1 protein-coding gene is annotated in these 17,214 nt (G+C 58.4%); it reads right to left on the bottom strand.

The genetic code is table 11. The annotated features are described in order from the left end of the window. Window position 1: 1 nt before the first annotated feature. The gene (locus HCH_RS18145) at window positions 2-17,137 is read right to left on the bottom strand and encodes a LysM peptidoglycan-binding domain-containing protein (protein ID WP_011397844.1); all 17,136 of its coding nucleotides are present in this window, start codon (window positions 17,135-17,137) and stop codon (window positions 2-4) included. Window positions 17,138-17,214: the final 77 nt, after the last annotated feature.

Genomic DNA, 17,214 nt, shown 5'->3' on the forward strand with positions numbered 1-17,214 from the left:
ACTATTTTCCTTTTATAGGTAGTACCAGAATACTCTTTCCATTAACAGTTACATTAAAGCCATTTGGGAATGCATTAGGAACAGATACTCCTAGCTTTGCCGGATTGTGTCCGGCCAAAACCGCTAATGGGCTAAATACACCTTGATCCGCCGTCACCAAGGTAGCTTGTCCTCCTCTAGCGAAAAATGCTTCAGCCACAATCATCTGATCTTTCGCTCCTTTATTGCGGCCAACTGGTAAAGGGTCGCCATTAGGACCTTTAAGATTTTTCAAAGTATCCAGCATTTGCTGAAATTCAGGACTGTCTCTACTAACAGTAAGTTCTATTCCTTTATTTAAGGACCCCAAGTTTGAAAAACTATCTAGAGCTTCCGATGCACCAGTATCTGTTAATCTAATATCAGCATTTAGTTTACTATCCAAGAAAAGCAGTGAATTTCTTTCCGCTTTATTAAGAGCTGATATATCCACACCATTTTCCCGCTTTAATATAGCACTAGTTATATTGTTGTCTACCACTAACGAATTGCTGGTTATAGGGCTTCTATTTAAGTTAGCGATATCTGTAATTTTGTTTAAAACAACAACATAATCCCGCTTTTGCCCGCCAAGCTGATATTTTCCAGAACCACGTTGAGAGAGAGGGATTTCACTCTTTGACTCAACATATATTACGCCTTTGGGAAGGGTCTTAATAAACGTTCCCACGCTCGCCCCAAGCAAAACAGCTCCTACAGCACCTTCAGTATAATACCTTCCAGCGCCAACATAGTCCTTTTCAGCCCAGTACCCATCCGCTTTATCAAAGGTGTCTTTATACTTTTGAGCAGCATCTTTAGGTAGCCTATCTATATTTTTGAGAAAATCAATGAACCCTTGAAAATCATTCCTAAACGACTTAGCTCCTTCTTGAAAGGCTCTATTTCCCTTTGTGATTTCATAAAGGGCATAATCAATTGCGCCTACACCAAACTTAACCGCCATCTCAGCGGTATTAAAAGTATCTGCAACCGTGTCTGAGGTTATAGATCCAACTGCGAGGAATGCACCGACGCCGAGACCTGCCATAGGCTTTGCTTCCTCAGGAATATAAGGCTCCAAGCTTTTATATATTATCTCTATCTCAGCTGAATCGCCTGCATTCATAGCTAGAAAGTAACTATCTACAATTTTTCTTACTGAGTGATCGACATTTGCATCAGCCATCGTTTGCTTATATGCATTGATAGGATCTAATTCCTCGTCAGTTATAATACGGAGTGACGGTCCGACTCCTCTCATTCCATTTGAACCGCTGCCAAAGCTATCAAAGAGCCCCATTACAGAGCCTGGAAGCGATCCGACATTACCACCAGCAGCTCCGCTAGAGCCGTATCCTTGGCCGTAAACACTACAACTTTCCGCAGCTCCCTCCGTCTCACTTGTAGCTATTTGCCATGCGCCTTTCCGGCCTTCCGCCCCTGCCAGCCCATCGACAGCCAAACTCCCCAACGTACTACCAACAACCCCCGCGATCATCCCCACATAGTCAGGACGATAGTCTTCGCTGTCATAGACTGCTACGCGAACGGCTTCGGATACTGCGCCGGCGGTGAAGCCCTGGATGGCATTGCGGGCGATGTCATTGTTCCTAATACTGCCTGGGAGAAAACCATCGACGTAGCTGCTTAGTCCTTGGTTGTAAAACGCATTTTCATCCCCTATGCCAATTCCGCTCATCAGTGAATTAGCGGCGAAGCTAGTGGCGACGTCTCTCCAGCGGAAGGTGGCGGGGAGTTTTGTGGCTTTGCCTGCGAGATAATTTGCCCCGACGCCAGTTACGGCTGTAGCCGCGTTTTTAGCCCATTTAGGTAAATCTTTCGCCCATTTAGCTGTGTTTGCATACGCTGCGACACCCGCTGTCGCAGCGGCAGTAAGCCCTGACCTTAATACGCCACGAAGAGAGAAGTGCTCTTGAACTCCCAACTCTTTCGCCGCCCATTGAGATGCTGCGCTGCCTATCGCTCCACTGACAAATGCGCCTGCAGCGACGGCAGCATAACCGCTAGCGCCTGCAACAATACCCGTAGTCGCTCCCAGTGTGCCTATCCCTGTTGTACCAGCTATTAAGGTGACGCCACTTCCAACTGCGCCAGTGGTAGCGCCAAATAAGCTGACAGCTCCTTGAATCGCATACGGCGCTATTACTGCCGCAACAGCGATAGCAATGACCATGACAATAAAGGTAGCGCCACATTTGCCTTTCTTAGGCGGCGGAGGCTCGGGCAACGATGGCGTCGTGTCGCCAAGGCCCAGTCCCGGGTCATAGGGTCGGAATGTGCTGGCGTTATTGTGTATGTTGGTGACCACGTTTGGGATCACCAGACTTAAACCGGCTTTCAGGTCCTGATCGCCGGAAAGGCCGTTGGCGTCCGCCAACAGATACCACAGGCTCGCGTCTCCCCACATACTGGCGGCGATCGAAGACAGTTTGTCCCCTTGATTCACCTCGTAGAAAGAGGATGCCTTGCTGGGATAATCGTAGTTAATCGGCTGAAAGTTCTGGTCGAAGTCCGCAGAAGTCACAGGCGTCATTCTGTAATAACTGGAATACCCTACTTTCTTTTTGATATCCCTGGTTCTGGTCTCTACCAGGCTGCGATTGTCATCCCGCCCTGCATATCTGGTAACAGAGTACGACTCCTGCCCGACAACAACGCTGTGGTCGCCATTTTCAGCTAACTGCTGAACGTAGTCCGTCCTTGAAGGAACGCCATCGTTGCCAATGTCGCCACGCACAATGCCGTCCAAATAGTAGAACTTACGACGGATGGATTTCTCCTGACCGGTTTTGTTCCAGTCTATTTCGTTACGCTGAATGGCCTGACCGCGCTGATTGTTAACATAGGAAATAGTCCGCTTATCCTGATGATCATAGACCCAGCGAGTGTGGCCGTTCGCATCATAGATGTAATAGGACGCGCCAGCGCCAACAGAAGCGGATACGGTGACCTTGCTGGCTTTATAGCTATCCCAGCGGTCACGCGCCAAATAGTGATATGTAGTCGTGACATCTCCTTTATTATTTGCCAAATCATCAAAAAACGTTTGTTTGAGTGTTTGTCCATCATTCAGATAGGTGTAAGTCAAAATGGACTTACGGCTGCTATCACTCATAGAGGCGTCTTTATAGGCTGTGTCCTTCAACACCTGATTATTAGCGTTGTAGTCATAATGATGCAGACTTTCCAAGCGCTCTTTTACAGCTCCGGCGGCATCAAGGTAATGAGAATACTGTGAATGTGTGGTTGTACGCCCCAGCTCATCCGTCTCACGCACCGCTACCCGTGCATAACCATCCGCCCTCACGCCTTCGCCGGTCTTGCCATTAAGCCTCGCATCTTTCAACCAGACTGCGCGCACTCGCCCATAAGCGTCATACTCAAACTTCTGGTGGCTCTCGACAGGAGCGCCGTCTTTGTTCAGTAACGCGCTGTTATCCATGATGCGGCGTCCGCCCTGATCATAGCCAATTTCATGCCCCGTATTGCCGGCATATATGCTTTGCGTCGCCCCAGCGCTCAACGCCCCCATCGTTACGATGAAGCGGTTTTCCTTATCGTAAAGGTAATAGAAGTCCTGGGTCTTAATATCCTCGCCTTTATTCTTATCGGTGATGAGATAGTCGTCATAGATGGACTTCATATGGCGCCGATTACCCACAGCGTCATAAGAGTATGTCAGGTCGTAGTCGTCATCGCGGATGCTGACCACGCGGTTCAACGCATCATAGGTCGCTCTGACGTTTTGATATGGCAGCGAGTTCTGTTCCAGCCCAGCGCCAACAATGCTATCCAGTTCCGTAAAGGGGGAACGACGGTAGGTTTCTTCTTCCACATTCCCGTTCGCATCATACTTGAACTCCGAATAACTCCCCGCGCCTTTGTCGCTGATACGACGCACGCGGCCATTCGCGTAGTATTCATATTGAATATCCTGCAACCCTCTCGTGGGATGCGAGTCATCCGACAGCAGTTCTGCAGGAATATCCCCGTCCGTATAGGTATAAGCGCTGTTTGAGGTGCTCTGTCTCTGCAGCCAGCCCGCCCGATTATATTCATATACAAACTGATGCCCACCCAAGTCCTGGTGAGTGCGAATCCGGCCAAAGTAATCCGTCTCATCAGTCAGGTTAGACGTCGTTTTATAGTTGGCGTCAGTTTCTGTGGACAAGCCGTTTGTCGTGACCTTTTTATAACCGCCTATGCCGCCAATGCTACTGACATAGCGATATTCGTATGAGGTCTCATTAGCCCCGCCTCCCTGGCTTCCGTCATTAAACCCAATATGTTTAACGATGCGCCCTTCGCCGTCGTAGACATATTTTTCAACATGACCTCGTGCATTGGTATGCGTCACTCTGTTGCCAAGCTCATCATAAGAGTACTTGTCAGAGGTATAACTATCGCCAGCATTGTACTTCGCCAGGTTTTCGAAACGTCTGACTTCCGTTAGCCTGCCCACGCTGTCATACACAAAGCTGTGATATTGATCCAGCTCATCAATCACCAGGCGTTTATTGCCAAGCTGGTCATACCGGTAGGTTTTGCCGTGCCCCAGCGCATTGGTTTCGCTTGCAACCATGCCCGCCGAATAAGTCTGGCCCCGATAGAAGGCGGCGTTGTTACTGATGGAATAGCCTGCTTTCTTTTCCGCCAGATAACTGTTCGCATCCTGATTGGCCACCAAATTCCCTGAGGCATCATAGAAATAACGAGTGATAGGGTGGGCATTCAGCGACTTTAAGACGCCATTGACGGCGTGATCCTGACTCACTTCTACCTTAGGATCGATTTTATGAGTCAGACGGCCTTGTGCGTCATACGCCAGATGGGTCGCGTTCCCCCGGCCATCCACTTCCTGCACCACTTCGCCAAAGGCGTTGTAACGCTGCTGGCGATGGATTTGATAAGTAGTCTGACCACCCAACGTCCACATCGTCCTGTAGCTCTGGAAAATACGCTGCTGCTGATCATTTTCCTGGACGAGTGGTTCTAAAGCGTTTTGATTTGAGCTCGTAGGTGTGGCGGTAGCCTTATAGACTAGTTGTCTATGAGTCGTCGTCTTTAGCGCTTTAAAATAAATATTCGTATTTCTAACCGTCTTCATATCGGTTAAGTTAATGAACGTTTTAACCTCATTCAGCTTCCTTGTGGAATCCCATGTAGCATAAGACAAATCATATTGTCCATTGCTGAGACGAACCAAAAATCGATTGTTACCTAAGCGTTGGGCAGTAGATAAGTCTACACCACCAATACTTCCTGTTAGCCTTTCAACATAAGGATTAGCATCTTCAATAATCAAAAATGCTTTGTTTGTCAGGCCAGAAAGGCTCTTATTGAACGTGCCGTGATTATCCCCTCTGTTAGTAATATAATTTGTATAGAATATTTCTTCGCCGGAAAGGCTAGGAATAGTGACCTTAAATTTATATTTATATGAGTCCCAATCGCTATTTTTCTCATGATCATCATTTGTCCTCCAGTAAGCAGTCGAACGAAATTCAGGCATCATTTCAGGCGTCAATGGATCCCATTTTCCATCAAATGCACGATTATATTGATCATAGAATGTAACCCTTACCGGCATACCAAGCTTCCCGAGCTCTTCAGGTATATTCACTTTGAAACTGAAGCTTCCCTGCCCTCCAGGATGCCCTCCACGAATAACTTCTTTCGCATCAATTGTAATTTTTGACTGCTTAACCGCCTGGATAATTCCAGGCCCCACAGAACTTAAGTCGCTATAACGCGTCTCAACCTGGTTTTCTAATCTGAACCTGCCTGCATCGTGATTGGAGGTTCGATAGCCTGTTACTTTAATTTCACCATCGCGGGTTTTTATCGTATTTACCTGGTAGCCGTCTTCATCCGCCACGTTGATGGAAACGATTTGCTCCGCACCGACTTCTGTATTCGAGGTCAGAATATACCGCTGTGTTTCTACATCCCGATAGATATAAGTAATCCCGTTCTCATTACGATTCCAAATCCGAATAATCGTTTTTTCAAACGCGCCATTTACTTTCTCTAACGGCCCCTCACCCTTCCATGCACTGGCGTAGCTATTGGTCGCGGCATTTAGGGTGATTGCGCCATAAGACGAGCCCGACTTGCTCCACGCCTCAGGACTGATGCCCAGGTGTCCCATGAGTCCGCTCAAATTAGCGCCGAGGTCAGTGACATTACTTTTTTGCGTGACCGGTCCTGGCTTGCCGCCACTGACAGTAACTTCTTCAGTGTGAGGCGGCTGCGTCAAAGAAGTATTAATTGCAGAGTCTGCGCCTGTCACTGCAGGCCCTACGCTGTCTTCAAAACGTATCTTTTCGACATCGCCGACGCCCAATTGCCAATCGGCATCGGATTTCCAATCCGTGATCGACTCGTTACTTTTTAAAATATCCGCTTCCAACTGGCTATAATCATGGGGCGCCTCAAAGGTGTCCGTATGGCGGTTGCGTTCGTCATACACGCTGACTTTCATTTGCGTCTGCAGTACGCCCAGGGCCTTCACCTGTTCCGGCGACGTCAGCGTCGCCAGGTCGATCGCCTTGCCTGACGCGTCCTTCAGGTCGTCCACCAGAATGAACTCCGCCGAGGCGTTGCCGTTCTTGTCGTACAGGTAAAGCTGCGGCGCGCCGGTTTCCTTGTTGGTGCTGAACAGGCGGCCCAGGCGGTCGTACTTGAACTGCTCCTGATATTGCCCGTTCATGCCTTTCGCCGTGATGTCGCCGTAGCCGTTATAACGCGTCTCGTGGCTCAGGCCGGTGGTGTCCACGCGCTTGATTTCACGGCCGGCGCCGTCATACCAGTAACGGTTCCAATAGCTCTGGCTCCCGCCTTCCGCCTGCCGCTGGCTCCAGCTTTTCTCCGCCACCGCGCCGAACGCGTCCGTCGCGTAATCCGTCCGCGCGCTGCTGGCGTCAATGTCCGCCACCGCAAAGCCCAGCGCGTTCACCAGCGTGCGGGTGGTCTGGTTGGCGCCCGCCTCCAGCGCCACTCGCGTCTGCGTCACCTGACGTCCTAACGCGTCATAACCATAGGTCACGGTCGCGCGCGCCATACGGCCTTTGTAGTCCGTAAAGCTCTGTCCTTTCTCCGTCGTCTTGCGGCCCAGGGCGTCGTAGGTCGTCTCCAGCGTGCGCAGCGTCTCCGCGCCTTCTCCCGGCGCAATCGTGCGTTGCAGGCGGTTCAGGTTGTCGTAGTCGTAGCGGGTGCTGCGGCTGCTCGCCGTGGTCTTCTTTGGCGCCCCGTTCACGAACTGGTAGTCCTCCACCCCGTGCACGGTTTCCGTGATGCGGCGTCCCAGGCGGTCATAGTCGTATGTCTGTCTGCGGTCGCCCCGCACCAGTTTCTGCGCCACTTCCGCGTCGCTCAGGTCCGCCAGGTCCGCCAGGTCGCGCCCGGCCAGCTTCGCCGCGTCGCTCTCCGCCGCCGCCCGCTGCGCCGCCACGTTCGCCAGCAGCTCCGCCAGGGTCGCCGTTTCTGCCGGGTTTTTCGCCTCATAGGCGTACTGGACCTGCTCCCGGATCTGGCCCAGCGCGTCCGTCGTCCATTGCGTCAGGGCGTGACGACGGGTCACCGTCACCGCTCCCCCTTCGCGCTGGTAATCCGTGACGCCCGCCGCCAGCGTCGCCTGCAGGTCGCCCTGCGCCGTATAGAAGTGACGCGTCACGCCGCCGCGACCGTCCCGCTCCGCGATCACGTCGCCGTTACGGTTGTAGAGCGTTTGCGTCACCACCTCCTCCTGGCTGTACGCGGAGCTGTAGAAGCCCTTGCTCACTGCGCTTTCGCCCTGGGTCAGCGCCGCCAGTTGCTGATTGCTCAGCGCCAGATCAAAGTGGGTCTCGCCCCGGGTGCGTGTCTCCACCTGGCGGTTGTTCAGGTCGAATGTGTAACGCAGTTCCCGGTAATCGTCCGTATCTTTGCTCAGCAACGCCGCCAGCGCGGCATTGCCGGGATTGCTCAAGGCCTCGCCGTAACGTCGCTCCAGGATGCGGTTGCCGCTGGGGTCGTAGTCGTAGGCGGTCACGCCGCCGGCCGCGTCCACCGCCGCCTTCACCCGACTCAGGTTATCGTATTCGAACAGTTGCGTGCGCTGCGCGCCCACCGCCGTGGTGGGCCGGTTGGCGCCGTCCACCTGAAACGCCTGCACGGTCTCTTTCAGTTGGTTGCCCAAGGCGTCGTATTCGCGCTGGGTCACCTGCCGCACCCGGTTATAGCGTCGGATCTCGCCCGCGTCGTTGGCGAAGCCGATGTCGATGAGGTCCGACCACACCTGAACTTCCCGGTTCAGTTTGTCGTAAACGTATTCCGTCGCGCGCGTCTGCCCGCTGATGGTTTTGTAGGAGCCGTCCGCATCGCGATAGCCGCCTTCCACCACGCGAATGCGGTTGCCCAGTGCGTCGTAACTGTTGCGGTCGCTCAGACGCCGCTCTCCCGTCAGGCTCGCATCGGCGTTGAAGGTCACCCGCACGCTGGGTTTGATGGTCTCCAGCAGGCGTCCCTGCGCGTCGTAACGGTAGGCGTAAACATGGCCGCCACGGTCGGTCCAGCTGATCCGGTTGCCCTGCGCGTCATAGCTGTAGCTTTCACTGACCTGTTGCGCAGACGTCGCTTGCGCCGTCTGCGTCTTCAGTCGGCCCAGGCTGTCGAAGTCGCTGCGGGTGAACTGGTCATGCGCCGCGTCCACCGTCAGCATCGCCCGCGCCTGCGCCTCGGTTTTGCCCGCCAGGGACGCCGCGTTGATCCGGTTGGCCCAGCTGCGCTGGGCGATCACCTGTCCCGCCGCGTTGTAGGTGAAGTCCTTCGCCGCGCCGCCGGCGCTGACCTGCAGCGTCTGGCGGTTGAGGGCGTCATAGAAGAAGTAGCCGGTGGCGCCGTTCGGGTCGGTCACCGAGGTGATGTTGCCGAACGCGTCGTATTGCGTGTGCGTCGTATAGCCTTCGCCGTTGGTTTCCGAGGTTTTCAGGCCCCGCGCGTCGAACGTCTGCGATTTGCTGTAAATCTGCAGCAGCAACGCCCGGTGCTCGCCCTCCGGCAGGTGCTCCCGGCTCAGGAAGCTCAGCAATAACGCATTGTCCTTTAGCCACTGCGCCTGCTGAGACTGCCACAGTCCCGCAGGGTTGGCCTGATAGTTTTCCGCCAGCAGGCGCAACCGCGCCCGCTCCCCTTTGGCCCAGTCGCTTTGACTGTCGAGAATCTCGTAGGCGCGCGGATCGATCACCCGCTCCACCTGGCCGAAGGCGTCGTAAACATAGCCCGTGCTGCTGGCGTTCGCCGTGCCGAACGCTTTGGTTTCTTTCACCACCCGGTTCAGGTCGTCGAATTCGTAACGCGTGGTGCGCTCCAGAGCGGAGCCTTCCGCTTCGATCAAGGCCGTGACGTTGCCGTAGCGGTCGTATTCCTTGCGCGTCAGTGTGGAGACGCCATTCAGCTCCGGCGTGCGGATGCGCTCCTGACGGTTGAGCGCGTCGTATTCGTAGCGGGTATGCCGGTCTCCGCTGACCGGATCGTTATTGGCCGGGACGTTCGCCGTGGCGTAATCCGCCGCCGTGCGTTCATGGATCGATACTTCGGTGACGTACTGGCTTTCCTGGATCAGGTTGTCGAAGCCGTCGTACTGGTAGCGCGTCACCGCGCCTTTGCGCGCGCTGGCGCTGATGTCCGCATCGTCGATAGCGTCTTTCGGCGTCAGCTTGGCGATCAGGCGGTTGTCCGCATCGTAGGCGAAGCTGGTGACGTTGCCCCGCGCGTCGGTCACCGCCGTGCGGTTGCCGTGGGCGTCGTAGGCGTAGCTTTCAGTAATCCAGGTCTCCGCGCCGCCGGTCATCAGCCGCTGCGACTGGCTGATCTTGCGGCCGGCGTCGTCATAGGCGTAGCGGGTGATGCGGGTCTCGGCGTCCGGGTGCAGCCCCGTCAGGGCGCTCAGGGTCGCCGCCTGGGTCCAGGGGGCGGCGTAACGGCGTTCTTCCGTCACCTGCCCCTGTCCGTTGTACAGGGTTTCCGAGACGTAATTCTCGCCGTCCAGGCTGTAGCGCAGACGTCCCAGGGCGTCGTAGACCAGACGGCTGTGCTGGTTCGCCGCCACGCTGCGATGGGCGTCCGCCGCCTGCGTCACTTGCGTCAGGGTCGCGGCGGTCCCGAGATTCAGGCTGGCGGCGTAGCGCACGCGGTGGGTCAGACGGCCTGCGTGGTCATATTCCTGTGCGGTGAGGCGTCCGCCAGCGTCTATCCGGTAGATTTCCAGGCCGCGGGCGTCGTAGAAGACCTGCTCCACCCGGTCCCCGGCTGAAGCGTGGCCTTGCACATAAGTTTCCAGCGCCGCCGCCGTCAGCGGCTGGCTCAGGTCATAGGCCGCGACGTAACTCAGCGTGCGCGTCACCTGACCGTTGTGATCGTATTCCAGTTCGGTGATATGGCCCTGGTGGTCCAGCTTGAAGCGCGCCTGACCCAGGCTGTCGTACACCATGTAGGCATGTTGCGCCCGGGTCTCGCCCGCGACGAACTGCGCCAGCGCCGCCTCACTGTAATCGGCGCCGCTGTAGGCGGTCTCATAGCGCAGCGTCTGCGTCGCTCTGCCCGCCGCATCGTAACGGGTCTCCGTCACCTGCCCCAGGGCGTTCAGGCTGAAGCGCGCCAGACCGCGCGCGTCGTACACCGTGCGCTGCGTGTGTCTACCACCGGCGGCGGACAGCTTACTCTCTATTCCGGCTTCGTCGTAAACAAGGCCCGCCAGCGATAAGGGGTTGAGGTATTTGTGCGTCGCCGTCACCCGCCCCGCCGCGTCGTATTCCCGCTCCGTCACATGGCCCAGCGCGTCGATCTCAAACCGCGCCTGGCCTTTGGCGTCATACACCAGGCACCCGCTGCGCGGCTGACTTTGTGCGTTGGCGAACTGGGTCAGCGCCGCTTCGCTAAAATCCGGGCCGACGTAGGCGCGGTCATAGCTGAGTTTTTCCGCCACCTGTCCCAGGGCGTCGTAACGGTTCTCCGTCACCTGGCCCAGGGCGTCAAGGGTGAAGCGCGCCTGGCCTTTGGCGTCATAGACGTAGCGCGTCTTGATCCCCTCCGGCGTCAGCGCCACATTGCGTAGCTCCGCGCCGGCGTCATGGAAGGAGGCATCCACAAAATACGCCTTATCCGCCTCCGGCAGGCGCTCTGACACATACGCTTCCTGATACTCGCTCTGCCCCGCCTGTCGCACGTAGTAATGCACGCGCCCGTTTTTCATCACGATGCGATAACGGTTGTCCGGGTGCTGCGTCACCCCCTCCAGGTTCTGCTTCCAGACCCCTTCTTCCCGGATCTGGATTTCTCCGCTGCTGTTGAACAGCAGTCCGTAGTCAATGTCCTGATACGACTTCATCGTGTCCGCGCTGTTCAGACCGACGATTACCCGCTGCTGCGGCGGCGCAGCGCTGAACTCCACATAGCCCTCGCCCCGGATCACCTGCGCCGAGCGCGCGCCTTCCGTCCAGTCGCTCAGGCTCGCCAGACTCTTTACGCCGCTGCCGTTCACTTCCAGACGACTGGACACATCCGTCCAGATCACCTGTCCCAGCGCCACCACCAGCTCCGACTCGCTCCACGCCCGGTTTACATCCACCGTCACCTCATGACGCGATGTTTCCGTGACACGACCGAGGGCGTCGTAACGGTTCTCCGTCACCTGCCCCAAAGCGTCAATGGTAAAGCGCGCCTGGCCTTTAACGTCGTAGACCAATCGCTCACGGCTGCGCTCGCTGTTCTGCGTCGCTGTTCCGCTCATCCAGACGTCGCCAATCGCCGAGCCCTGCGCGTACAGGTTCGCCTGCGCCACATAAGTCTGCGACGCGTCTACCGCATCCTTCAGGGTATGAATCAGGACGTAGTTATCCTGCCCCTTGCGTTGCAGCAGGATGCGCGCGTCGCCGTCCTTCAGCTCAATCCGGAAACGGTCTCCCGCCTCCACGAACTGCATCGTCGCCGGCGCGATCTGCGTCCCCTTGTATTGAATCAGAACGCTGTGTTTCTCCGCCGCCGCGCCGTCCCGGTCGCGAATAAACACGCCCAGGTCGATTTCCTTAAAGTAGTCGTTCCCCGACAACCGTTCTTCCGGGTTCAGGTTGAAGCCCACCACGCCCAGGGATTGCCCGTTGACCAGTTGGTCTACGGTGAATTCCAGGACGCCTTCGCCACCACTGAGGCCGCTCCCCGCAACCGCGCGGCCGGCGGTCAAACTCGCCGGTCCGGTTCGCGTCAGGCGCCCTCCCTGCAGGGACACCTCCGCATCCGCTCCCCAATTCAGTAACTGAGGCAGGCGCGACGCCAGATCCGCCGTGGCGACGTCAATCGGCTGCTCATAGCGGCTCTTGTTAACCGCCCGCCCTTGCGCGTCATACTCGAATTCCGTGACGTACCCCAGGGCGTCGACCTCAAAGCGCACCTGGCCTCTGGCGTCATAGACCAAACGAGAATGGGAAGCCGGAGTTGCGCCGTTCGCGAACGTCTGCAAGGCGCTTTCAGTGAAGACGCCGCCCGTATAAGCATGGCTGTAGCTGAGTTTTTCGGTTACCCCACCCAGGGCGTCGTAACGGTTCTCCGTCACCTGGCCCAGGACGTCAAGGGTGAAGCGCACCTGGCCTTTGGCGTCGTAGACGTAGCGCGTCTTGATCCCCTCCGGCGTCAGCGCCACATTGCGTAGCTCCGCGCCGGCGTCAAAGAAGGAGGCATCCACAAAATACGCCTTATCCGCCTCCGGCAGGCGCTCTGACACATACGCTTCCTGATACTCGCTCTGCCCCGCCGGTCGCACGTAGTAATGCACGCGCCCGTCTTTCATCACAATGCGATAACGGTTGTCCGGGTGCTGCGTCACCCCCTCCAGGTTCTGCTTCCAGACCCCTTCTTCCCGGATCTGGATTTCTCCGCTGATGTTGAACAGCAGTCCGTAGTCAATGTCCTGATACGACTTCATCGTGTCCGCGCTGTTCAGACCGACGATTACCCGCTGCTGCGGCGGCGCAGCGCTGAACTCCACATAGCCCTCGCCCCGGATCACCTGCGCCGAGCGCGCGCCTTCCGTCCAGTCGCTCAGGCTCGCCAGACTCTTTACGCCGCTGCCGTTCACTTCCAGGCGACTGGACACGTCCGTCCAGATCACCTGTCCCAACGCCACCACCAGCTCCGATTCGCTCCACGCCCGGTTTACATCCACCGTCACCTCATGACGCGATGTTTCCGTGACACGACCGAGGGCGTCGTAACGGTTCTCCGTCACCTGCCCCAAAGCGTCAATGGTGAAGCGCGCCTGGCCTTTGGCGTCGTAAACCACACGTTCGCGGCTGCGCTCGCTGTTCTGCGTCGCTGTTCCGCTCATCCAGACGTCGCCGATCGCCGCGCCCTGCGCGTACAGGTTCGCCTGCGCCACATAGGTCTGCGTGGCGTCCACCGCATCTTCCAAGGTATGAATCAGGACGTACTTATCCTGTCCCTTGCGTTGCAACAGGATGCGGGCGTCGCCATCCTTCAGCTCAATCCGGAAACGGTCTCCCGCCTCCACGAACTGCATCGTCGGCGGCGCGATCTGCGTCCCCTTGTATTGAATCAGAACGCTGTGCTTCTCCGCCGCCGCGCCGTCCCGGTCGCGGATAAACACGCCCAGGTCGATTTCCTTAAAGTAGTCGTTCCCCGACAACCGTTCTTCCGGGTTCAGGTTAAAGCCCACCACGCCCAGGGATTGCCCGTTGACCAGTTGGTCTACGGTGAATTCCAGGACGCCTTCGCCGCCCGTCAGGCCACTCCCCGCGATCGCGCGCCCGGCGGTCAGACTCGCCGGTCCGGTTCGCGTCAGGCGGCCTCCCTGCAGGGACACTTCCGCATCCGCTCCCCAATTCAGTAACTGAGGCAGGCGCGACGCCAAATCCGCCGTGGCGACGTCAATCGGCTGCTCATAGCGGCTCTTGTTAACCACCCGCCCTTGCGCGTCGTACTCGAATTCCGTGACGTAACCCAGGGCGTCGACCTCAAAGCGCACCTGACCTCTCGCGTCATACACCAAACGAGAGTGAGAAGCCGGGGCTTCGCCGTTCGCGAACGTCTGCAAGGCGCTTTCAGTGAAAACGCCGCCCGTGTAGGCGTGGCTGTAGCTGAGTTTTTCGGTTACCCGACCCAGGGCGTCGTAGCGGTTCTCCGTGACGTAGCCTTGCGCGTCCACCTCAAAGCGCGCCTGGCCCTTGGCGTCATAGACGTAGCGGGTGGAGACGCCCGCGCTGTGGTAGTCCGCATCGCCGCTGAGCGCCACGCCCTCAATGGCCGCGCCGGCGCCGTACAGGTTGGTTTGCGCCGTGTAATTCGCGTTCGCATCCACCACGCCCGTCAGGGTCTGTATCAATGTGAAGCCGTGCTGGCCAGGACGCTGAAGCAGGATGCGCGCGTCCGCGCCCCGCATTTCGATGCGCAGGCGGTCGCCGACCTGAATCGGCGTCGCCGAGGTTGGCTCCGTGCGCACGCCGTTCACCTGGATCATCAGGCTGTGGCCCTGCGAACCCGCCCCGTCCGGGTCGCGGATGAAAACGCCCAGGTCCACTTCATTCAGATAATCGTTTCCGGTCAGAACGGTCTCCGGGTTCTTGTTGAAGCCCACCGCGCCCAGGGAAGCCCCGGTCGGCAGCGCCGCCACGGTAAACTCCAGCGCGCCGCGGCCTTGTCGCAGCGTTTCGTTCGCCACCGCCCGGCCTCCGCTGAGTCCGGTGGCGGCGGTCTTGATAATCCGTCCCGCGTCGATCTGCACGACGCCATCGCCGCGCCAGCTCGGCGCATGCGCCGCCAGCGACGCCAGGTTGGCGGCGTTCAGGTCCGCCGCCTTGTCGTAGCGGGTCTTCTTCGCAACGCGCCCTTGTCCGTCGTACTCGTAGCCGGTGACATAACCCTGGGCGTCGATTTCGAAACGCATCTGGCCCGCCGCGTCATAGAAGCGTCGCGTCGTGATCGCGCTCTGGCCCGCGGCGAACGTTTCCAGCGCCGTCAGGTTCACGTCGGCGCCGCCATAGGCGGCCTCGTAGCGACGCGTTTGCGTCACCCGGCCCAGGGCGTCATAGCGGTTCTCCGTGACGTAGCCCAGGGCGTCGATTTCAAAACGCACCCGGTCCTGGCCGTCATAGACGTAGCGGGTCTGCGCGCCCTGCGCGTCCACACTGCGGATCACCCGGCCCTGGGCGTCGTAGTACTGTTGCGCCTTGCCCAGCTGGGCGCCGCCGGCGTCGCGCTCCACCACGTCGATCAGCGCGCCGGCGCTGTTGTATGTCTTCACGCTTTGCAGACCCGCCGCGTCGCGGCTCAGGATGGTCGCGCCCTGGTATTCGGTCTGCGTGGTCACCGCGCCCAGCGCGTCCTTCACCGACAGCAGCCGGCCCAGGCCGTCGTAGACGTACAGCGTTTCTCCCGTGCGATGGCCCAGGCTCTCCGGGGCGGTTCCCGCGTTCTCCGTCGGCGCCGCCTGCTCGGGGTTGACCTGTTTCAGCAGGCGTCCTTCCGCGTCGTAGATAAAGTGCGTCGTCGCCGCGCCGATTCCCGCGCCCGTGGCGTCAGTCTTGCTGTAGCGGGTCTGACGGCTCAGCTGGCCGCGGAAGTCGTAGGCGTATTCCGTGAGGCTGGTTCCCTGCGCCCGGGCGCCGGGCGCCCACGTATTAAGAGGTCCTTCGCTCAGCGCTTGATTGGAACTCAGGCCGCTCAGGTCGTAGCGCGCCAGGTACCCCTGGGTCGCCGTCAGCTGGCCCAGGTGGTTGTAGCGGAATTCGGTGACCCCGCCCTCGGCGTCCACGCGGTAACGCAAACGGTGCGCGCTGTCGTAAACGTAGCGCTGGGTGGCGCCGTCCGTGGTCTCCGTCAGGGTCTGGTTGTGGGCGTTATAGGTGTAGTCGGTGGCGCCCCCCAAACGGTCGGTATGGGTCAGCAGATTGCCCATGGCGTCGTAGCGGTAGGTCTCGCTGTGGCCGTCGGCGTCCGTGCTTTGGATGAGATTGTCGTCGGCGTCGTAGGCGTAGCGGCGCACGCTCTGGGTTCCGTCCTGCTGCGGCAGACGCATTTCCACCAGACGCGTGCGCTCGTCGTAGCGCAGCACCGTCTGCAGGCCGCTCAGCGTCACGGGGTCCAGCACCCGCGTCACCGTCGCGGTGCGCTGCGCCAGATCGTAGGCGTAAGTGGTGACGATAGCGTCCGCGCCGTCGCCCTGGGTCACCCGGGTCACCCGGTATTCGCCGCCGATGTCCTGGTACTGGAAGCTCACCGACACGCCGTCGCTGGCCTGCATCTTCGCCACCCGTTTGCTGTCGCCGTCGTAGCTGTAACGCGTCACGAAGGTGCGGCCGTCGCCGATGCTGTTGTCCGCCGGGGTCAGGTCCACCGTCACCGTCGTCAGACGGCCCTGGGCGTCATAGCCGTAATAGGTCTGGTTGCGTTGCGCGCCGTCCGCGCCCACCGTCTTCACCAGCACCGCCCGGCCGGCGCCGTCGTACTGAATCTCCAGTTTCTCCCCCGACGCCGTCGTCAGGGTCGTTGCGGCCGCGCTGCGGCTGATGGTCACTCGTCCCGGTTCGTCGCGATGGGCCAGCGCGCTCAGTTTGCCCTGCCAGCTGTACACTTCCTGCGCGCCGCTCTCGCCTTCCGTCCACAGGAACGCGTCAGAACCGGTGCCGCCGCGGAACTCCAGGGTGTCGTGGGCCCCTTCGCCGACGCTGGAGACATACAGCCCGCGGCTCTCGTCATAATGATAGTCCGTGCGGCTGCCGTCGCCGGCGATCCGCGTGATCAGACTGCCGGCTTTGTTCAGATTGCCGCCGTTGAATTCCAGACGCTGGTTGAAGCTGAAGTAGAAGTTGTCGCCGTTGTCGTCGGTGAAGCGGCCCTGGCTGTTGTAGGTGCGGATCAGACTGGCGTCGCGCCCCGCGCCTAACAGCAGTTCATCGCGGCGCTGCAACACCAGGTTGCCCGTGGCCGCATTGACGTAGACCCGCTCGCCGCTCTGCCCGACGCCCGCTTGCGATAACCCCGCGCCCGCGCCTGACAAGGACGCGCCAAACAATCCCAGACCTTCCCCTGAAACGACCGCAACCATTCGATGACTCCTGAAATACTTCGACTGACTTTTTTAACGCATAAAAAAGCCGCTGACGGCAGACTTTGCGCCTGTCG

Source organism: Hahella chejuensis KCTC 2396 (assembly GCF_000012985.1).
GTDB lineage: Bacteria > Pseudomonadota > Gammaproteobacteria > Pseudomonadales > Oleiphilaceae > Hahella > Hahella chejuensis.

Coding starts and splice junctions, on each gene's coding strand:
- HCH_RS18145 (WP_011397844.1), bottom strand. CDS start 17,137: ATGGTTGCGGTCGTTTCAGGGGAAGGTCTGGGATTGTTTGGCGCGTCC.